This is a genomic window from Segatella copri DSM 18205, assembly GCF_025151535.1.
Taxonomy (GTDB): domain Bacteria; phylum Bacteroidota; class Bacteroidia; order Bacteroidales; family Bacteroidaceae; genus Prevotella; species Prevotella copri.
This window is the reverse complement of record NZ_CP102288.1, coordinates 1,597,299-1,618,590: the sequence shown is the minus strand read 5'-3', so window position 1 is coordinate 1,618,590 and position 21,292 is coordinate 1,597,299. Positions and strand designations below refer to the sequence as shown.

General features: G+C 43.2%; 18 protein-coding genes. 11 read left to right on the top strand and 7 right to left on the bottom strand.

Going from position 1 to position 21,292, the window contains the following annotated elements; genetic code table 11:
* Positions 1-229 precede the first annotated feature (229 nt).
* From NQ544_RS06915 to NQ544_RS06900, 4 genes are read right to left on the bottom strand one after another with little or no spacing between them, the layout of a single operon-like run.
* The gene (locus NQ544_RS06915) at positions 230-1,141 is read right to left on the bottom strand and encodes a hypothetical protein (protein WP_006847404.1); all 912 of its coding nucleotides are present in this window, start codon (positions 1,139-1,141) and stop codon (positions 230-232) included.
* Between the two features lie 14 nt (positions 1,142-1,155).
* Positions 1,156-2,043: a DUF6175 family protein gene (locus NQ544_RS06910; protein WP_040553023.1), complete on the bottom strand. Its 888-nt coding sequence runs from the start codon at positions 2,041-2,043 to the stop codon at positions 1,156-1,158.
* 2 nt (positions 2,044-2,045) lie between these two features.
* Positions 2,046-2,879 carry an LpoB-related protein gene (locus NQ544_RS06905; RefSeq protein WP_006847406.1) on the bottom strand — a complete coding sequence of 278 codons (834 nt, stop codon included), beginning with the start codon at positions 2,877-2,879 and terminating at the stop codon, positions 2,046-2,048.
* Positions 2,879-3,421 carry a hypothetical protein gene (locus tag NQ544_RS06900; RefSeq protein ID WP_006847407.1) on the bottom strand — a complete coding sequence of 181 codons (543 nt, stop codon included), beginning with the start codon at positions 3,419-3,421 and terminating at the stop codon, positions 2,879-2,881. Before NQ544_RS06900 ends, NQ544_RS06905 begins: the two co-directional genes overlap by 1 nt.
* Before the next feature lie 782 nt (positions 3,422-4,203).
* On the opposite strand from NQ544_RS06900, the gene NQ544_RS06895 reads away from it, so the two are divergent.
* The 3 genes from NQ544_RS06895 (at position 4,204) to NQ544_RS06885 (ending at position 8,668) form a co-directional block, all read left to right on the top strand.
* Positions 4,204-4,953, top strand: a complete 750-nt coding sequence (locus NQ544_RS06895; protein WP_229775085.1) for an Abi family protein — start codon at positions 4,204-4,206, stop codon at positions 4,951-4,953.
* A 351-nt stretch (positions 4,954-5,304) separates the two neighbouring features.
* Positions 5,305-6,867, top strand: a complete 1,563-nt coding sequence (locus NQ544_RS06890; RefSeq protein ID WP_006847410.1) for an ATP-binding protein — start codon at positions 5,305-5,307, stop codon at positions 6,865-6,867.
* 238 nt (positions 6,868-7,105) lie between these two features.
* A complete protein-coding gene (locus tag NQ544_RS06885) occupies positions 7,106-8,668 on the top strand; it encodes an ATP-binding protein (RefSeq protein WP_006847411.1) in 1,563 nt (520 codons plus the stop codon).
* A gap of 151 nt (positions 8,669-8,819) precedes the next feature.
* On the opposite strand, the gene NQ544_RS06880 is transcribed toward NQ544_RS06885, so the two are convergent.
* A complete protein-coding gene (locus NQ544_RS06880) occupies positions 8,820-9,137 on the bottom strand; it encodes a heavy metal-binding domain-containing protein (protein ID WP_006847412.1) in 318 nt (105 codons plus the stop codon).
* A gap of 133 nt (positions 9,138-9,270) precedes the next feature.
* On the opposite strand from NQ544_RS06880, the gene NQ544_RS06875 reads away from it, so the two are divergent.
* Positions 9,271-9,549 (top strand): alpha/beta hydrolase family protein, encoded by a 279-nt coding sequence (locus tag NQ544_RS06875; protein ID WP_006847414.1) that lies wholly within the window; start codon positions 9,271-9,273, stop codon positions 9,547-9,549.
* A 93-nt stretch (positions 9,550-9,642) separates the two neighbouring features.
* Here the strand turns inward: NQ544_RS06875 and NQ544_RS06870 are convergent, their stop codons facing one another.
* On the bottom strand, positions 9,643-11,214 hold the full coding sequence (locus tag NQ544_RS06870) for an Rne/Rng family ribonuclease (protein ID WP_006847415.1): 1,572 nt from the start codon (positions 11,212-11,214) through the stop codon (positions 9,643-9,645).
* A 280-nt stretch (positions 11,215-11,494) separates the two neighbouring features.
* Positions 11,495-11,779: an HU family DNA-binding protein gene (locus NQ544_RS06865; protein WP_006847416.1), complete on the bottom strand. Its 285-nt coding sequence runs from the start codon at positions 11,777-11,779 to the stop codon at positions 11,495-11,497.
* 168 nt (positions 11,780-11,947) lie between these two features.
* On the opposite strand from NQ544_RS06865, the gene NQ544_RS06860 reads away from it, so the two are divergent.
* From NQ544_RS06860 to carA, 7 genes are all read left to right on the top strand, one after another.
* Complete coding sequence (locus NQ544_RS06860) at positions 11,948-12,772, top strand: TPM domain-containing protein (protein ID WP_006847417.1); 825 nt, start codon at positions 11,948-11,950, stop codon at positions 12,770-12,772.
* 67 nt (positions 12,773-12,839) lie between these two features.
* Positions 12,840-13,463 (top strand): LemA family protein, encoded by a 624-nt coding sequence (locus NQ544_RS06855; RefSeq protein ID WP_228023569.1) that lies wholly within the window; start codon positions 12,840-12,842, stop codon positions 13,461-13,463.
* A gap of 258 nt (positions 13,464-13,721) precedes the next feature.
* On the top strand, positions 13,722-15,176 hold the full coding sequence (pyk, locus tag NQ544_RS06850; protein ID WP_006847420.1) for a pyruvate kinase: 1,455 nt from the start codon (positions 13,722-13,724) through the stop codon (positions 15,174-15,176).
* A 118-nt stretch (positions 15,177-15,294) separates the two neighbouring features.
* Positions 15,295-16,095, top strand: a complete 801-nt coding sequence (locus NQ544_RS06845; RefSeq protein WP_006847421.1) for a polysaccharide biosynthesis/export family protein — start codon at positions 15,295-15,297, stop codon at positions 16,093-16,095.
* A 52-nt stretch (positions 16,096-16,147) separates the two neighbouring features.
* Positions 16,148-18,052 (top strand): glutamine--fructose-6-phosphate transaminase (isomerizing), encoded by a 1,905-nt coding sequence (glmS, locus tag NQ544_RS06840; protein ID WP_006847422.1) that lies wholly within the window; start codon positions 16,148-16,150, stop codon positions 18,050-18,052.
* 105 nt (positions 18,053-18,157) lie between these two features.
* Positions 18,158-20,041 carry an amidophosphoribosyltransferase gene (locus tag NQ544_RS06835; RefSeq protein ID WP_006847423.1) on the top strand — a complete coding sequence of 628 codons (1,884 nt, stop codon included), beginning with the start codon at positions 18,158-18,160 and terminating at the stop codon, positions 20,039-20,041.
* Between the two features lie 69 nt (positions 20,042-20,110).
* Positions 20,111-21,187, top strand: a complete 1,077-nt coding sequence (gene carA, locus NQ544_RS06830; RefSeq protein WP_040553026.1) for a glutamine-hydrolyzing carbamoyl-phosphate synthase small subunit — start codon at positions 20,111-20,113, stop codon at positions 21,185-21,187.
* Positions 21,188-21,292: the final 105 nt, after the last annotated feature.

Below are 21,292 nucleotides of genomic sequence, written 5' to 3'. Positions count from 1 at the left end.
ATAACAAGCCGTCTTTTTTTTGATTAAGGGAGGAGCGTATTTCGAACACGCTCCTCCCTAATTATTTTACAATTCGCAATAGTCAACGAATCACTATCCTTAGTAATGACTTGAATAGTGAGATGAGTGTGAGCTATGCGAGCAGTGTGAAGAAAGAGAACTGTGTGAATAGTGATTCGCAAGAGAAATCATATAGGTTGCTCACATCTAATCGAATACACAAATAATGTTACCAAATAAAATACACATCTCTTCTTCTTTTACAATAAGCAACAGCTACATCACGTGCCGCTTTTATTCTTGTTTTTTCAAGATCCGTCTCACGTTGTGATTGTCTTTCGATGAGTTCAACTGCCCGGCGAGTTTCTGCATCTTTAGTTTGCTTGATTTGCATGCATAGTTGTTTAGCTTCAGCAGCACAAGAGCTTGTCATATCTATTTGTTGTAGATATTCGACTGCCGCATCAAAATTACCATTAGAGAATTCTGCCCGAGCTTTCTGGATGACATTATTGCATTCCTGCGTTTGGTATTGACGATAAATTGTAGTTATCTCGTCATTGATTTTTGTGTAACCAGAGATTGTCGCAGGACAAGAAAATAACAGAGCCAGTCCCTCGCCATATTGTTGAATATTGGCGAAAGTGCGAGCACGTGATATAACAGAATTTAGATTGTGCTGATAGTAATCTATGATTTTGTCTTTTGCCTTATTCACAAAGTCTGTTAGACGTTTGTCTTGGGCAGACAATTTAGAAATGGCATTTTTTATTGCGTCATCATCAGAGAATCCTTCTCCACGTACTGTAACGACACAACTTGCAAAAGTTGTACTTGTGGCAAGATTGGTACAGACAAAATTGAATTGTATGTCGCTTGTATGTATATTCCTCATACCGCCTTCAACAACTTGTTTATTAACGAAACTAATCTCTGGCTTTATGGCAATGGTACTTACTTCGGCTGTTTCAACTCCACTTTCTGTCATGGCTGGCAAGAACTTGCTCCTTAGCATCTTTGCAGTATTATCACTTAATTGACAATTACCAACAGGAAGTGCAAAAGCTATTTCTATTCCTTGTGCGAAAATAGTTGCATAAGAGGTCAGCAAGATTATCATTGTAAGCAATACTTTTCTCATAATCTACCCTCCTGTTATTTAATGGTTACAATCAGCATATTGTTGCTTGTAGTTCTCTCAATCTTGATTCCAAGATTCTTGAAAAATGTCAGCAGCTTCAATCCAAACTTATTGATATTATATGTTCTTCCGTTCTCGTCTTTTAGCGGTATGCGAATATCGTCGAAGAGCATCTGCTTGTCGGTTGTTCCCTGTATATGGTAATTGCCTTTATAAGCATTTTCTTCTACCCACATTTCTAATGCATCGGACAAAGCAAGACCGTCAGCGCCAACCTCTTGCGACATAGAGCGAGATGATGTCTCGTCAATGCCGACAGTTACCGCTATGGATTGTCCGTTTTCAGCTATGTCCATCAGTTTTTCCTGCATGGTGTTCAAGAATTTGTCCATCCCTATCTCGACAGCTCTTGATGTAAGTTTACCATAGTCATCGGTGTAAAACTTACCACTTTCGCACACAGCATTGGAAAGCGAATTTGCAGTAGATGTTTCATAACCAGACAGGATTACTTTCATGGCATTGCCAGAAGGAGATTCCAACAGGCTTATTTCCGCTTCGACATAAACATCTGCACCAGACTGTTGTATAATCATAGTCTTGACATCCTGTTGTTGGGTATTGCCTAATGCGGTTGCTTTTGACAAGGCTTTTAACTTGGCAAAAAAATCAACTGTTGTATACCCCCTTTGGTCGAATGCTTCCTTTATCTTGGTCAAGGCAATACGCTTATTCACGTCATTCTCCAAAACGGTACGTATGTCTTCACCTTGCGTTGTATATGGTATGACCATAATCTTTGGTCGTGCCGTAGGTAAAGGAGTAACTTGAGACTCTATGCTTTGTGCCCATGTGCAGCAGAACGCACACAGCCCCAATAGTATTGTTACAATTTTTTTCATACTCATTTCTTGATAATTAGGTTACAACGAATTAAATTGTGAGAAGCTTTACTATTTTCAATAGCGGTAATGATTTTGCTTGACACGCTGCATTCGGCGAATGACTCTCCTGATAGTTTTGTCACCTTGGCCTTCCCGAGTTCTGACGGATACGGTTTGCCGTCAAGCATCTCTACTGATTCTATCGTAAACATATCGCCGACCTTGATTCCGGCTTCCTTGCCAACATTGAGAAGTATCGTGCTTTTACCTATCGTCTTCAAGACTTTTCCTTTGACAGGAAAATTGATACGGAAATATTCGTAGATATCGGACTGTAAGCTTTGCATGGCTACTGTAACGGCACTCTCTGGCGACAGCATTTCCTTACTGCATTTTCCATCAAAACTCTGCGCCTCATTGCTTACGCCTGTCTCTACGTCAACAACTTTCAACTGAAATGCTACACTCGCTTTATAGCCACGTGTACTTCCGTCACCGTTCTTCATGCGATAAACTGGAATCTTGACAATATGACCTGTTACCAATTGCTCGGCAGCAACAGCCGCACCTTGTTCTGCAAGATTATGGCTGTCGAGAAAAGCCTCGCTCTTCTGTAGTTCAAGCTCATCCATTACTTTATCGCGACTTGTTCTGTCAACAACAACAAAACGGTGAGTGTTAGTCAACATTTCCACAACTTTCTCTGTTATAAGTCCTGTGTAAGGACTCTCTTCATCGCAGGTAAACTGAGTTACGCCTATGACAGGGCGGTCATCGGCTGCTAAGGAAACTTGCGTATACCCACAAAGGATACACGCAAGTATGACCGCATATAAAATACGAAAATTTCCCATTACAGATTCTTTGCAGTTTTTGCTGTTTCAATCATCTGCTTGATGGCAGCGACCTTTGCCTTTGATTCTTCAAGCAAGACAGGGTAAGCATCTTTTGTAAAGGCTAGAGCTGATGCTATCTTAGCTACTTTCATTGGATTTTTGTTAGTAGAAGATGCCTTGGTTGCAGCTTCTGCACCTTTCCCCGCCTCAGCGATAGAAACACCTTCTGCTGTTAGAGTTGTGCCTAATGCGACAAGTTCCTCTACGGTAGGCTTCTTGATGGTTACGTCTGTAACACCATCCTTTGTTTCGCCAATCTGACGATAATAAAGGTCTTGAAGTAAAGCTGATGATGCTGCGGAACTGATGGCTGCATTGTAAACTCCCTGTACATAGGTGTCAACATCTGCAATTCCTGTTTGCTTTGGCTGTTTAGAGCAAAGTTTCTCCAATTTTGCACAACGTTCAATACTAGCCTTAATGTCCTCTTTGGACTGACCGAAACAGAAAGATACCGACATTGCGAGCAATGCTGCGGTAACGAATAAAAATCTTTTCATCTTGTATTATTATTAAGATGGCTGCCTGGCTACCACAGCAGGGTTATTTTTTAATTGGCGGATATACAAAATAAAAAAACGTGGAGCCAGTCTGTCACTCGTTCCACGATTCGTAGGCCTTCGCATTGCCCTGTCAGTCCGAAACGAGCAACGCCGAAAGCCCCACGTATGTGTAAGTATATAAATACCCTTTTTGCAACGAATGCGAAATGCAACCGAAGCCAATGAGGGCTGTATACAATACACCCATGAGACGTTCCTTGTTGCTTTGTTCTTGACTGACAAATGAGTTTGCGAAGTTCACGAATCGTCAAAACCAAAGCGTCAGATACGCCTTTTATTATGTATATGTCTGCCCAACCTCTGCCCCTCGAGGCTTTCGGTATGGGTATAAACGTTACAAAGGTAACATTTTTATCTCATATTCTTTCTTTTTTTATAGACAAAATGTGTTTTTATGGTCTGATTTAACATTCTTAAATACAAATATATCAAAGAAATTTACTTTTGCGTGAATTTTCTTGCTCAAAAGTTTGTATTATCAAAGATTATTCGTATCTTTGCAGCAACAGAATCCGCCACGCTTCCCATTTGAACAGCGAACCAGGGCGGGTCTTTTGCTTTTTATGGGTACATTAAGATTATACACTAAGCAGGCTCTTTCTATTTCGGAACAAATAGAACTACTAAAAAGTAGAGGCTTAAATATTGCTGATTCATCCAAGGCTGAAAAATTTCTTGGTGAGGTCAGCTATTTTCGTTTTGTTCAATACCTTCGTCCTATGGAGGAAGACAAGACTACACATCAGTTTAAGCCTAATAGTAGATTTGAAGATGCCGTAGCTCTCTATAACTTTGATATAGAGTTGAGAGATTTGATGTTCAAGGCTGTTCAACGATTAGAGATTGCTTTGCGCACAAAGATTATACAAGAGTTCTCTTTGGCACATGGACCATTTTGGTTCTTTGATACAAGCCTTGCTGACGATGAGCACAAGTTTATTGAGAATATGAACTCCATAGACCGAGAGCTTCAGCGTTGTAAAGAGGACTTTATCAAGGAACATAGGCGCAACTATGACAAGCCGATATTCCCTCCTGCATGGAAAACGCTTGAACTGGCATCTTTCGGTACGCTTTCAAAACTCTATTACAATTTCGGTGACAAGAAGTTGAAGAAGCGTGTAGCTCGTCAGTTCAATCTTCCACAGCATGAGGTGTTGGAAAGTTGGATGCGTAGTGTAACTGTCCTAAGAAACTGTTGCGCTCATCACTCACGACTTTGGAATCGTTATCTCTCCAATGCTCCACAAATGAATGCCTCTTTGCGTGGTGCATGGGTGAACATAGAAGGTGTTGATGCGAACAAAGTATATGCTATAGCCTGTTGTATTGCATATTGGCTTGATTCTATGGGATATGGATTGGACTTCAAGAATGAGCTCAAATCCTTACTCGTTTCTTATCCACAGGTAGATCCTGCAGCAATGGGATTCCCTGAAAATTGGATTTCCGAGCCCCTATGGAGATAACTTTATAGATAAAATACAAGTAAGCTTATGCTTAGTAAAAACTTGCAGGAAACATTATAAATGAAAAACAGCCAACTTTCAAATATGCTATTGAAGGTTGGCTGTTTTTTCTTGCTCAAAAGTTTGTATTATCAATAATTATTCGTATCTTTGCAGCGCTAGAACCCGCCAAGCCTCTCAACGATGCTCAAATGTGCGGGTCGTTTTTTAGGCAGTTACCGCCCCGTTTCAAGCATGTTTTGTTGAATTGCGGTTCTATTTTTGCAGTGATATATTGTTAATAAACAGAAAAACACTTGTTTTCTGAAATATTATCTGTATCTTTGTACCTAGATTATAAAGAGTAAGATTATGGCTTCAAAGAGATATCCTTTGGGAATACAAACGTTCTCCGAAATCGTGAAGGGGAATTACTTCTATGCTGACAAGACGGCTATCGTCTATCAGTTGGCTCATTATGCCAAGTTTCATTTTCTGAGTCGCCCACGTCGATTCGGAAAATCCTTGTTTGTATCTACCCTCCAGGCTTATTTCGAGGGTAAGAAAGAACTGTTCAAGGGACTTGCCATCGAACAGATGGAGAAGGAATGGACGGCATATCCTGTCATCCACCTGGATCTGAGCTGTGGTAAGTATTATAGTTTGGAGAATACATATTCAATTCTAAACGGAATACTAGAAGTAGAAGAGAAAAAATATGGTTTAAAGGTTAATCCAATAGATGAGAAGTCTTTTGGTGGTCGTCTTAAGAACATCTTGCTTGCAGCAGCTGCTCAAACAGGTAAACAAGTTGTCGTTCTCATCGATGAATATGACGCACCTATGCATGATTCTGTAAGTGACGAAGAGTTGCAGAAGACCATCCGCAACATCATGAGAGATTTCTTCAGCCCTTTGAAGCAACAAGAGGGAAACATCCGCTTTGTATTCATCACAGGCATTTCCAAGTTTAGTCAGCTCAGCATCTTTAGCGAGTTGAACAATCTCAAGATTCTCACGTTGAAGGATGAATACAGTAGCTGTTGTGGTATTACCAAGAGTGAATTGACTCAGTATTTCCGTGAGGGAATCGAGGAGATGGCTGAGCATAATGGACTCACTTATGAGGAGACCTTGCAGCAACTCAAGCAGCATTATGATGGCTACCATTTCAGTATCAATAGCGAGGATATCTTCAATCCTTACAGCATTATCAATGCTTTGGATGATAAGGAGTTTAATAGCTATTGGTTTACATCTGGTACGCCTACTTTCTTGATAGAACTGATGCAGCAGAAGAATTTGGATATGATGGACTTAAATGATATCTGGGCTAGAGCTAAACGCTTCGATGTTCCTACTGAGACGATTACCGACCCTGTGCCAGTCCTTTTCCAAAGTGGGTATCTTACGATTAAGGGATATGATAAGCAGTTAGGTATGTATTACCTTAGTTTTCCTAATCAAGAAGTTAGACAAGGTTTTTCGGAAAGCCTTTGCCAATATTATACCCCTTCAGAGGTAGGTGAACTTGATGCTATCGTATATGCTTATAAAAAGAATGTGCTCATCAATGATGACATGGAAGCCTTTATGCCTCATTTGAAGGCATTCTATGATAAGTTCCCATATACGATTATCAACAATAATGAGCGTCACTATCAAGCCGTGATATTCACCATCTTCACCATGCTTGGCGAAGATGTGAAGGTGGAGCATACCACTTCGGATGGAAGAATAGACCTTGTGCTCAAGACGGATAAGAGTATCTTTATCTTTGAGTTGAAATATAAGAAGTCTGCCGACATCGCCATGGCGCAAATCAGCGATAAGAACTATGCCAAGGCTTTTGCCGATGATGGGCGAAAGGTTGTGAAAGTGGGTATTAACTTCTCGGAAAACCAGCGAAGTATAGAGGATTGGGTGATAGAATAAATGAAATAGAAGAAAGTTGGTGACCTTCATCTGATGAAGGTCACCACACTATATAGATAAAAATATGCCTGAACAGGGGCGGTAACTCGATTTTTAAGGCAGTTACCGCCCCGTTTCAAGCATGTTTTGTTGAATTGCAGTTCTATTTTTGCAGTGATACATTGTTAATAATCAGAAAAATGCTTGTTTTCTGAAATATTATCTGTATCTTTGTACATTAATTATAAAGAGTAAGATTATGGCTTCAAAGAGATATCCTTTGGGAATACAAACGTTCTCCGAAATCGTGAAGGGGAATTACTTCTATGCTGACAAGACGGCTATCGTCTATCAGTTGGCTCATTATGCCAAGTTTCATTTTCTGAGTCGCCCGCGTCGATTCGGAAAATCCTTGTTTGTATCTACCCTCCAGGCTTATTTCGAGGGTAAGAAAGAACTGTTCAAGGGCCTTGCCATCGAACAGATGGAGAAGGAATGGACGGCATATCCTGTCATCCACTTGGATCTGAGCTGCGGTAAGTATTATAGTTTAGAGAATACATATTCAATTCTAAACGGAATACTAGAAGTAGAAGAGAAAAAATATGGTTTAAAAGTTAATCCAATAGATGAGAAGTCTTTTGGAGGTCGTCTTAAGAACATCTTGCTTGCAGCAGCTGCTCAAACAGGTAAACAAGTTGTTGTTCTCATAGACGAATATGATGCTCCTATGCATGATTCTGTCAGTGACGAAGACATACAGAAGACCATCCGCAATATCATGCGAGATTTCTTCAGCCCTTTGAAGCAACAAGAGGGAAACATCCGCTTTGTATTCATTACAGGTATTTCCAAGTTTAGTCAGCTCAGCATCTTTAGCGAGTTGAACAATCTCAAGATTCTCACGTTGAAGGATGAATACAGTAGCTGTTGTGGTATTACCAAGAGTGAATTGACTCAGTATTTCCGTGAGGGTATCGAGGAGATGGCTGAGCATAATGGACTTACTTATGAGGAGACCTTAGGGCAACTCAAGCAGCATTATGATGGCTACCACTTCAGTATCAATAGCGAGGATATCTTTAATCCTTACAGCATTATCAATGCTTTGGATGATAAGGAGTTTAATAGCTATTGGTTTACATCTGGTACGCCTACGTTTCTGGTGGAGTTGTTGCAGCAGAAGAATTTGGATATGCTCAATCTGGACGATTTATGGGTTAATGATGATCGTTTTGATACCCCTACTGAAAAGCTTACAGACCCGATTCCTGTTCTTTTCCAGAGTGGTTATCTTACCATTAAAGGATATGAGCGAAGGGGAAAATTGTATCATCTCTGTTTTCCAAATCAAGAAGTAAGACAAGGCTTCTCGAAAAGTCTCGTCCGGTATTATACTGCGCAAGACATGAACAGATATGATGCCATCGTGTATGCTTATTCCAAGAATGTGCTCATCAATGATGACATGGGTGCCTTTATGCCTCACTTGAAGGCATTCTATGATAAGTTCCCATATACGATTATCAACAATAATGAGCGTCACTATCAAGCCGTGATATTCACCATCTTCACCATGCTTGGCGAAGATGTGAAAGTGGAGCATACCACTTCGGATGGAAGAATAGACCTTGTGCTCAAGACGGATAAGAGTATCTTTATCTTTGAGTTGAAATATAAGAAGTCTGCCGACATCGCCATGGCGCAAATCAGCGACAAGGACTATGCCAAGGCTTTTGCAGATGATGGGCGAAAGGTTGTGAAAGTGGGTATTAACTTCTCGGAAAACCAGCGAAGTATAGAGGATTGGGTGATAGAATAAATGAAATAGAAGAAAGTTGGTGACCTTCATCAGGTGTATGTCACCACACTATATAGATAAAAATATATCTGAACAGGGGCGGTAACTCGATTTTTTAGGTAGTTACCGCCCCGTTTCATGCATATTTTGTTCTTTTGTACAGTCGCAGAACTTAGATAATCACCGCCGTTCCGCTGCACGTAACCATCAGCATGGAGCCGCTGTTGCCTACAGTTTCGTAATCCAGGTCGATGCCCACGATGGCGTTGCAGCCCAGGGATGCGGCACGGTCGGCCATCTCTCTGAGGGCTGTATCCTTAGCCTCGCGGAGGGTGCTTTCGTAAGAACCGCTTCTGCCGCCGATTACATCACGGACACTGGCAAAGAAATCCTTTACAAAGTTGGTACCGATGATGGTTTCGCCGGTTACTACGCCACGGTATTCACGGATAGGGTGGCCTTCTATGGTTGGAGTGGTACTTAAAATCATAATCTTTTCCTTTCTTTTTTATGTTATTATCAATGTTATTTATAGCTTAGACGATAAAAGTAGTGAAAAGGTTGCAGGAAATCCAAAAATAATTGTTACTTTTGCATCTGAAATATAAATATTTATAGGTTATATGAACAAGAGATTGATGTTTTCGGCAGCACTCGTGATGGCGGGCGAGTTGGACTATCGTGTACCGTATACCCAGAGTTTGCAGTATTTCACAGCTTTGCAGACCCTGAACATTCCTTCTCGACTGATAGTTTTGAAGTATGATGGTCACTGGCCAAGCAACCTGAAGTCGATGCCGCTCTATTACAACGCGCACCTCGGCTGGTTCCATCGTTATCTCGGTGGTGCTCCTGCACCTTGGGATACAGAGAAGATGGTGAATAATGAGATAGAGTACTAAAATGCCCTATATATAATAAGGTGTAGAAAAACAAAATAAAAAAGCTCCATTCGCAATCAGATGCGAATGGAGCTTTTTCTGATAATTAAAAACTTACTTTGTTTCCTGTTCTTCCTGCATGTCCAAATACTGGTTGTCCTTGTCGTAGAATTCGTACTGGAGGAACGCCAGTTTCTGTGAAGGAATCACATTGAAGCCGAAACCATACTTAAACTGCCATCTGCGCTTCAGGGAAATGAAGCCCTTGTTGATGAAGGCAGCCACGTAAGGATTCACATACAAAGTGAATTTCTTGACGCCGATCTTGTTGACTAGGCGGTCGATTTTTCTTTCCAACTGGTCGGTGAAGAGGATGCTAGACTTAATCTTGCCCGTACCGAAACAGGTAGGGCAGGTTTCATCTACAGTCACATCCATAGCCGGACGTACACGCTGGCGTGTAATCTGCATCAGTCCGAACTTGCTCAATGGCAGGATATTGTGCTTGGCACGGTCCTTCTGCATGTTCTTGCACATGCGTTCATAGAGCAGCTGTCGGTCTTCGGCAAGATTCATGTCGATGAAGTCGACAACAATGATACCTCCCATATCTCGGAGGCGCAATTGTCTTGCCAACTCATCAGCAGCGCCGAGGTTAACATCCAGTGCATTTGCTTCCTGACCTTTCTCACGAGTTCTGTTACCACTGTTTACATCGACAACGTGCAAGGCCTCGGTGTGCTCGATGATGAGATAAGCACCGTGCTTGTAGTTAACAACACGACCAAAGCCAGCTTTAATCTGCTTGGTAATGCTGAAATTGTCGAAGATAGGCACCTTACCGGTGTAGAGCTTAACTATGCCCGCCTTTTCAGGGGCTATTAGAGAAACATAGTTCTTCACCTCTTTCATCACATCTTCGTTGTTCACGTAGATGTTCTCGTAAGATGGGTTAAACAAGTCACGCAAGAGAGCAACGGCTCTTCCGGTCTCCTCGAATGCAAGTTGCGGGCGCTGCTGGGTCTTCTGTACCTTGGCGATAGCATCCTCCCATCGCTTCACCAGGACTTTCAGCTCAGCATCGAGCTCAGCGACCTTCTTACCCTCAGCCACAGTGCGGACGATAACGCCGCAATTCTTTGGTTTGATGCTGTGAATGAGTTGTTTGAGTCGGGAGCGTTCTTCACCGCTTTTAATTTTCGACGAGACAGAAACTTTATCACCGAATGGCATGAGTACCAGGTATCGGCCCGCGAATGAGATTTCGCCTGTGAGTCGAGGTCCCTTGGTAGAGATTGGTTCCTTTACGATTTGTACCAGCACTTCCTGTCCTGCTTTGAGTACATTCTGTATGCTGCCGTCCTTTTCCAATTCAGGCATTTTGCTGGCTTTAGAGAATGGGAAAAGTTTCTTTCTGTCGCTCTGTACTTGTTTAAGGTACTTCTGGTAGGAATTAAAATGACTTCCTAGGTCAAGATAATGAAGAAAGGCGTCGCGTTCATAACCTACATCCACGAAGCAGGCGTTAAGACCCGGCATCAGTTTTTTAACCTTTGCGATGTAGATGTTGCCCACAGAGAACGATGCCTCACGAGGTTCGTTCTGGTATTCCACCAGCTGCTTGTCCTCCATGAGTGCGATAGAGATGTCTTTCTGTTGGACATCAATTACAACTTCGCTTGTCATATCTTCAATAATCTTTTAACTTTAAATTAATACAAAAAAAGGGTATGTCATTCCATATCAGAACTGACACACCCCCTCAGTCACGAACTGACCGAGAGCTATAGTAGACTAGCTACACTGCTAGCTTACTTGCTCTTATGTCTGTTCTTACGTAATCTTTTTTTACGCTTGTGAGTAGCCATCTTGTGGCCCTTCTTTTTCTTTCCGTTTGGCATGATTTTAAAATTTTAAAATATTGTTATTATAAAAAATGATATTTCTCTCTTCCTGTCCAGCAGTATTACTGAGCGTTCTGCATCTCCTCGATGAAGCTCTTTGATGGCTTGAAGCTTGGTAAGTCGTGAGCAGGAATGGTGATGGTTGTATTCTTAGAGATGTTACGGGCAGTCTTAGCAGCACGATGCTTGATGTTGAAGCTGCCGAAGCCACGCAAGTATACATTGTCCTTCTTTTCGATGAGGCACTTCTTAACCTCTTCCATAAAAGCCTCTACTACAGTACCTACTTCTTTCTTAGGCATACCAGTAGCGATAGCTACCTCATTAATGATATCTGCTTTGGTCATTTCTTTATTTTTTTACTAATTTTACTTGTTAATCTTTATTTCGGTGTGCAAAGATACAAGTTTTTTATGATATAACAAAATACTTAAGGCTTTTTTTGCAAAAATAATGCTCTAAGTATTTGCATATAAGGTTTTTATTGCGTATTTTTGCACCAAAATAGAGAAATTATGAGATTTAAGAGATATTTTTTGGCTTTGATGATGGTTGCCTTTCATGCATTGGCGTTGACGGCTGGGGAGGTCTGGATGGCGAAAAATGTACCGATTCCTTTCCTCAGGGATTCTACGCAATATGTTTCCGACCCGGATGGATATGTTGATAAGGCTCAGAAGGATTCTGCCAATTTCTATCTTCAGAAACTGAAGTTGGAGTGTGGCGTACAGAATGTGCTCATCATTGTGGGAAAGGTTGACAACCAGGATGCTTTCCGGATGGCGCAGGATGTGGGCAACCAATATGGTATTGGTTACAAGAAGAGCCGGAGAGGACTGGTTATCGTCATCGCGGTGGAGGACCATAAGTACTTTATTGCTCCAGGAAGTGGACTGGAGGGTGAGTTGACTGATGTGGACTGTGATGATATTGCCCGGGCTTGCATCGTGAAGTATATGCGTGAAGGCAATCCGGGCGAGGCAGTAGCATCTGTGAGCCGTGCTATATATAATAAGGTGAAAAGTGGACGGACGGGAATTGCGGATGTTGATGAAGGTTCGGTTAATGACGAAGAGGACTGGTTCCTGGTCATTATCCTGTTCCTTATCTTCTTCGGTATTCCTATCTATCTGTTTATCAGGTATATTCTGGAGATGCTCGGTATTGTGAAGCCAAGACCGAAGAGCAATCAGAGAAATCAGTCTCGTAGGAGAAACAACGATGACGACTGGATACCTCCTTTCTTTATGGGAGGTGGCGGTTCTTCCGGCGGCGGTTTCTCGGGCGGTTCTTTTGGCGGAGGCACCTTTAGCGGAGGCGGCTCTGGCGGAGGATGGTGATGACTGATTATAGTTAATAGTTTATAGTTAATAGTTTATAGTAAATAATTAATTAATAATAATGACAATGGAACAGACAATGAATTCAAACATGCAACCGGCAAAGAGAGGTATAAAGAAAAGTTGGATTATCCTGGGCATCGTAGTTGTGCTGGTACTATGGATGTTCAGTGGTTATAACGGATTGGTAGAGAAACAGGAGTTGGCTACCACAGAGTTGGCTAATGTTCAGACTCAGTATCAGCGTCGTGCTGATATGATGCCACAGTTGGCTAAGATCGTAAAGGCTTATGCCAAGCATGAGAAAGAAACCTTCGCCGAGGTAACCAAGGCTCGTGCTGCTGTAGGTCAGGTAAAGCTGGATGCCAACAATCTTACTGAGGCTAGCCTGAAGAAATATGCTGCAGCACAGGGTGAGTTGGCGAATGCATTCTCCAAACTGATGGTAGTAGCCGAGAAATATCCTGAGTTGAAAGCCAGCGAGAACTTCAAGGCTCTTCAGGTTCAGGAAGAGGGTACGGAAAACCGTATCAGCGAGGCACGCCGTAAGTATAATGAAGCCGTTCAGAACTATAACCAGACGGTTAGAAAAATGCCAAGTGCCCTTATCGCCAGCCTCTTCAATTTCAATGTGATGCCTAAGTTTGAGGCAGCAGCAGGAGCTGAGAAGGCGCCAGATTTGGATATCTAATTTAGAATTGATCATTAAGAATCCTGTTTTTCAACGGGATTAATAGATTTGTTATCTAGTCAATGGGAACGAGAAGTGTCCCATTGGCTAGATTTTCTGTTTTATGCGCTTTCAATTTGAAAGTAACTCAATATTTTATATATATTTTGTATTTCAGATGTTTTTTATTTCAGAAATTCTTTGTATCTTTGCACGCAATTTAAGAAATATGGTAGAAATACCGCAAACATTGAAATTTCAATAAGGTAAATTACAAATATGAAACAAACAAAGATTGTCGCTTCCATCAGTGATCGTAGATGTGATCAGGATTTTATCCGAAAACTGTTTTTCGCCGGTATGAACGTTGTTCGTATGAATACTGCTCATGCCACAGAAGAGGGTATACGCACCATCGTAAAGAATGTAAGAGCCGTGTCTCCACATATTGGTATTATGATTGATACCAAAGGTCCTGAGGTGCGAACTACAGGTGTGAAGGAACCTATCCACTACAATGTTGGTGATGTAGTGAAAATCTTTGGACGTCCGGAAATGGAGTCTTCTCATGATATTGTGAATGTGAGCTATCCTGACATCGCAGCCGATGTTAAGGTAGGTGATGATTTGCTCTTCGATGATGGTGAACTCGATATGAAGATTATCGACAACCAGGGGCCTATGCTGGTTGCCGAGGTTCAGAACGAGGGAGTGCTCGGGGCTCACAAGAGCGTGAATGTGCCGGGAGAGCATATTGACCTGCCTGCACTGACAGAGAAAGATCGCCGAAATATTGAACTCGCTATCGAGTTGGATATTGATTTCATCGCTCACTCTTTTGTGCGCAATGCAGCCGATGTGAAGGCAGTTCAGGATATCTTGGACGCTCACAACAGTGATATCAAGATTATCTCTAAGATTGAAAATCAGGAAGGTGTTGATAATATTGACGAGATTATTGATGCCTGCTATGGTATCATGGTTGCCCGTGGTGACCTAGGTATCGAGGTGCCAATCGAGAGAATTCCAGGCATCCAGCGCCGCATCATCTCTAAATGTGTGAAGGCGCAGAAACCGGTAATCGTAGCAACACAGATGTTGCATACCATGATTAAGAATCCACGTCCTACCCGTGCTGAGGTAACTGATATTGCCAATGCTATCTTCTATCGCACCGATGCGCTGATGCTTTCTGGTGAAACAGCAAGCGGAAAGTATCCTGTAGAGGCTGTGCAGACCATGGCCCGTATTGCTGAGCAGGCAGAGAAGGATAAGTCTCCACTGAATGATATTGATCCAATGGAAGATGGTAAGATTGACCAGAAACTCTTCCTGGCTCATGCTGCCATTGAGGCTACTAAGAAGTTGGGTGTTGCTGGTATTATTACCGATGGCGAGACCGGTCAGACTGCACGCGACCTGGCAGCCTTCCGTGGTCCAAATCCGGTATTGGCAATCTGCTATAAGGAGAAACTCCAGCGCTGGTTGAATCTGAGCTATGGTATTATTCCAATTCATCAGAAGGATCAGGTTTCTACCAAGGCTATGTTTACCGCAGCGGTACGTATGCTTCGCCAGAAAGGCTACTTATGTGAGGAGGATAAGATTGCTTATCTGAGCGGTAGCTTTGGAGAGGGTGGAGGCACAACCTTCGTTGAGATTAATAAAGTGAAGAAGATTTTCGATAATAGTTATAGCTTTAATTTGCCATCAAATGGCATCGAAGATAAGTAAAAAAGGCTATTATTTCAAAAAAAAATAGACGTAAATAGAATTATTGGTGCAAAAATTTGCAGTATTCAAAAAAATACCGTAATTTTGCACCAATATTTTAAAACGAAAATTTTAGAAAATGAAAAAACTCGTTAGTTTAGTTTTAGTCGCTTTGACTATGATCTTAGTACTTGGCAGTTGCGGAAGTACTAAGAATGTAGCTTATTTCCAAAACGCGGATTCTATCAGTTTGGCTGCTTCAAGAATGCTTTATGAAGCCAAGATTATGCCTAAGGACGAACTTACCATTACCGTGATTACGACAGATCCAAAGGCAGCCATGCCTTTCAACCTCTCTGTCTCTCAAACATTGGGTACAGGCGGACAGCTGAGTTATGGTAGTGGTTCCCTGCAAGGATATCTGGTTGATAATGATGGTAATATTGAGTTTCCTGTTGTTGGAACCTTGCATGTCGGTGGTTTGACCAAGAAGCAGGCTGAAGATCTCATCAAGAATAAGGTGAAGCCTTATCTGGCAGAAAAAGAAAATCCTATTGTTACGGTTCGCATGGGCAGTTACCATGTATCTGTATTAGGTGAAGTAGAAAAGCCAGGAATTATTTATGCTCCACAGGAGAAGATGAGTATTCTTGAAGCTTTGGCACAGTGTGGCGACTTAACCATCTATGGTAAGCGTGACAATGTATTATTGATTCGTCAGGATGCAGCAGGAGAGAAGCATACTTATCGTATGAACTTGAATGATGCAAATATTATTAATTCACCATTCTATTATCTGCAGCAGAATGATATTATCTATGTAGAACCAAATAAGGTGAAAGCTCAAAACTCATCTATCGGTTCATCTACTACATTGTGGTTCTCTGCCGTTGGTACATTGATTTCTATCGCATCATTGATTGTCAATATCTTGCGATAGCAGGTAATAGAAGGGAGCAAAATCAGGATACTACAAAAATAATAATATATATATGTGTGGCATTGTAGGATATTTAGGTAAGGGTGACGCTTATCCAGCCCTCATCAAGGGCTTGAAGCGTCTGGAGTACCGCGGATACGATTCTGCGGGAGTTGCCCTTATTGGCAATGACGGCTCTTTGAATGTATATAAGGCAAAGGGTAAGGTGGCAGATCTTGAAGCGTTCTGCTCTGATAAGGATATTTCGGGACATGTGGGTATTGCTCATACTCGTTGGGCTACCCATGGAGAGCCTTCAGCTGTAAATGCTCACCCGCATTATTCCTCTAGCAAGAACCTTGCCATGATTCATAATGGAATCATAGAAAACTATGCCGATATCAAGAAGAATCTCATTGCTAAGGGAGTAGAGTTTAAGAGCGAGACGGATACTGAGGTTCTCGTTCAGCTGATTGAATATATTCAGATAAAGAAAAATCTCGACTTGCTGACTGCCGTTCAGGTGGCTCTCCGTCAGGTAATCGGAGCCTACGCTATCGCTATTCTTGATAAGCGTAACCCTAATCAGATCATTGCTGCCCGTAAGCAGAGTCCGTTGGTTGTAGGTATCGGAAAGGATGGTGAGTTTTATCTCGGTTCTGATGCCAGTCCTATCATCGAATATACAGATAAGGTGGTGTATCTGGAGGATGGTAACATCGCTGTGATGCGCCTCGGTGAGGAATTGCAGGTGGTGAACATCCAGAACGTTAAACTCAACCCTGAGGTACAGACCGTAGACATTGATCTCGGTCAGATAGAGAAGGGCGGTTTCCCTCACTTTATGTTGAAGGAAATTTTTGAGCAGCCAGAGTGCCTTCGTAACTGTATGCGTGGCCGTGTAGTTAGCCGCACAGTGGAAACTCGCGTAATGACTGATGGCGACGATACAACCAGCAAGAAGGAGACTGAGATGGGTGTTGTGCTCAGCTCCATTACCGACCATCGCCAGCAGCTTCTCAATGCCAAGCGAATCATCATCGTGGCTTGTGGTACATCATGGCATGCCGGACTTATCGGCAAGCAGATGATAGAGAACTATTGCCGCATCCCTGTGGAAGTGGAATATGCATCTGAATTCCGTTACCGTAATCCTGTGGTAACGAAGGACGATGTGGTCATCGCCATTTCCCAGAGTGGTGAAACCGCTGATACCCTGGCTGCCATCAAGCTTGCCAAGGAGAGCGGTGCGTTTATCTATGGTATCTGTAACTCCATCGGTTCTTCCATCGCACGAGAGACAGATACAGGTACCTATATTCACGTAGGTCCGGAGATTGGTGTTGCCTCTACCAAGGCGTTCACTGGTCAGGTTACCGTCCTTATCCTCCTGGCACTTGCCATCGGTAAGGAGAGGGGAACCATCAGCGAAAATGAATATCAGAAGATTACAGAACAGCTTTGGAACATTCCTGCCAAGATGAAGGAAGTGTTGAAGCTCAACAATAAGATTGCTGACTTGAGCCGTACGTTTACATACGCTCGCAATTTCATCTATCTGGGCCGTGGATTCCAGTATCCTGTAGCCCTTGAGGGTGCATTGAAGTTGAAGGAGATTAGCTACATCCACGCTGAGGGTTATCCTGCAGCGGAGATGAAGCATGGTCCTATCGCATTGATTGACAGCGATATGCCAGTGGTAGTTATTGCTACCCACAACTTCATGTACGAGAAGGTCTTGTCTAATATTCAGGAGATCAAAGCCCGTCAGGGTCGTGTTATTGCTATTGTCAGCAATGGCGATGAAACCATTTCCAAGATTGCCGACGAAGTGATTGAACTCCCTGAGACCTTGGAGTGCCTGGAGCCATTATTGGCTACCATTCCTTTGCAGCTCTTGGCTTACCATGTAGCTGTATGTAAGGGCAAGGACGTTGACCAACCTAGAAACTTGGCCAAGTCAGTTACTGTAGAATAATATATAAAGGGATTCGTCATTTCTTGACGTTTCCCTTTTTTTGGAGGGGGATCCCTCGGATAGGTATATTCAAATTTAACTAAATAAGATAAGGATAATAGAGAGATGGAACCATTGAAACATGAGTGTGGTGTAGCAATGATCAGATTGCTCAAGCCACTGGAGTATTACCAGCAGAAGTATGGTACTTGGATGTACGCACTCAACAAACTCTATCTGATGATGGAGAAGCAGCACAACCGTGGCCAGGAGGGTGCTGGTATGGCTTGTGTCAAACTGGGCGGTAAGCCTGGTCATGAGTATATGTTCCGTGAGCGTGCAGAGGGCAAGAATGCCGTGACCGAAATCTTCGGCAAGGCGAATGCCAACTTCAAGAGCCTGACTCCCGAGCAGCTTGCTGATGCAAAGTTCGCTAAAGAGGAACTGCCTTTTGCAGGCGAACTTTATATGGGACACCTGCGCTACAGTACCACCGGAAAGAGTGGTATTCAGTATGTGCACCCATTCCTGCGACGTAACAACTGGAAGGCGAAGAATCTCTGCCTTTGTGGTAACTTCAACATGACCAACGTAGATGAAATCTTCGAGGAACTTACCAAGCAGGGACAGAGTCCTCGCATCTACAGCGACACCTACATCATGCTTGAACTGATGGGCCACCGTCTGGACAGAGAGGTGGAGCGCAACTTCGTAGCTGCAAAGGCGATGGAGATGCAGAATACCGATATTACCAACTATATAGAAGACCACGTGAAGATGAGCAATGTACTCAAGACCACGATGAAGAACTTTGATGGCGGTTATGTGGTTTGCGGTATCACCGGTTCGGGCGAGATGTTCTCTATGCGCGACCCTTGGGGCATCCGTCCTGCGTTCTATTACAAGAACGATGAAATCGTGGTAGTAGCCAGCGAGCGCCCTGTACTCCAGACCACCTTCGACCTGGAGGCAGAGGAAGTGCAGGAACTGATGCCGGGCACGGCACTTCTCGTGAAGAAGAACGGAGAGTGCAGCATCGAGCGCATCATGGAGCAGAAGGGCGATTCAGCCTGCTCATTCGAGCGCATCTACTTCAGTCGTGGTTCCGACAAGGATATCTATAAGGAGCGTAAGCAGTTGGGCGAGCAGTTGACCCAGCCTATCCTGAAGGCTGTGGATTACGATGTAGACCACACCGTGTTCAGCTATATCCCGAACACTGCCGAGGTGGCTTACTATGGCATGTTGAGCGGTTTCAAGAAGTATCTTAATGAGACCAAGATTGAGCAGATTGCCAACCTCGACCATGTTCCATCAAAAGAAGAATTATACGAAATCCTCGGCGACTTCGTCCGCTCAGAAAAGATAGCATGGAAGGATATCAAACTCCGTACCTTCATCACCGAGGGCAACAGTCGTAACGACCTGGCGAGCCACGTGTATGATGTAACCTACGGAAGCATCGAGCCGAATGTGGATAATCTTGTCATTATCGATGATAGTATCGTGCGTGGTACTACTCTGAAGGAGAGTATTCTCCGCATCCTCGACCGTCTGCATCCTAAGAAGATTGTAGTGGTTTCCAGTGCCCCTCAGATCCGATATCCGGATTACTACGGCATCGATATGGCAAGACTGGAAGAGTTCTGCGTGTTCCGTGCTGCTATCCAGCTTTTGAAAGAGCGCAAGATGGAAGACCTTATCGAGCAGACCTATGAGGCTTGCAAGGCAGAATTGGCAAAACCAAAGGAGGAGCAGATTAATCCGGTACGCTCCATCTACAAGCCATTCAGCACCGAGGAAATCAACGAGAAGATTGTTGAGATGCTTCGCCCAGAGGGCATGACCACTCCTATCCAGCTCGTATTCCAGAGCATCGAGGGCTTGCGCGAGGCGATTCCAAACCACAAGGGTGACTGGTATTTCACCGGTCATTATCCAACCCCAGGCGGCACGAAGCTCTGCAACCAGTCGTTTGTAAACTACATTGAAAACGTTTATCATAAATAAGCGAATAGAGAAGAACGAAAGAATTCATTTGCTCTTATAAGTATGAAATAAAAGAATCAAATGTCAGATATGAAAAAAGTAACCTTAGTTTTGAGCGATGGAACCAAGTTCCATGGCAAATCTTTTGGATATGACGCTCCTGTAGCGGGCGAGGTTGTGTTCAACACAGCCATGATGGGATATCCAGAGAGTTTGACCGACCCTTCTTACGCCGGTCAGTTGATGACACTTACATTCCCTCTCGTGGGCAACTATGGTGTGCCACCATTTACTTTCGAGGAGAATGGTTTGCCAACCTTCATGGAGAGTGACAAGATTTATGCTTCTGCCATCATCGTGAATGATTACAGCGAGCAGTACAGCCACTGGAATGCAGTGGAGAGTCTTGCCGACTGGTTGAAGCGCGAGAAAGTGCCAGGAATCACAGGCATCGATACCCGTGAGTTAACTAAGGTGCTTCGTGAACATGGTGTGATGATGGGTAAGATTCTCTTTGATGATGAACCAGACAACATCCCTGAGGCTAATTACGAGGGTGTAAACTTCGTTGACCAGGTAAGCTGCAAGGAAATTATCCGTTATAACGAGGGTGCCGGCAAGAAGGTGGTTCTCGTTGACTGCGGTGTGAAGGCAAACATCATCCGTTGCCTCATCAACAGAGGCGTAGAGGTGATCCGTGTACCTTGGAATTACGATTACACCGATATGGACTTCGACGGATTGTTCCTGGCCAATGGTCCTGGTGACCCAGATATGTGCGAGGATGCAGTAAACATTATTCGCAAGCAGATTAGCCAGAGCCGCAAGCCTATCTGCGGTATCTGTATGGGTAACCAGTTGCTTTCTAAGGCAGCCGGTGCTACTATCTACAAGTTGAAGTATGGTCACCGTTCACACAACCAGCCTGTGCGCATGGTAGGAACCAACAATTGCTACATCACCTCTCAGAACCACGGTTATGCCGTTGATGCCAAGACATTGGGCAACGATTGGGAGGAACTCTTTGTAAATATGAATGATGGCTCTAACGAGGGTATCCGCCACAAGGTGAACCCTTGGTTCTCAAGCCAGTTCCACCCAGAGGCTTGCTCAGGCCCTGTGGATACAGAGTTCATGTTTGATAAGTTCGTAGAAACACTCAAGTAAACTTGTGTGTAATGTTAAGTGTTAAATGTTAAGTTGCCTAACGGGCGAATAACAAGCCTTTCAATAGGAGAAACAAGGGCGTAAGCCTAATTCAACATTTAACAT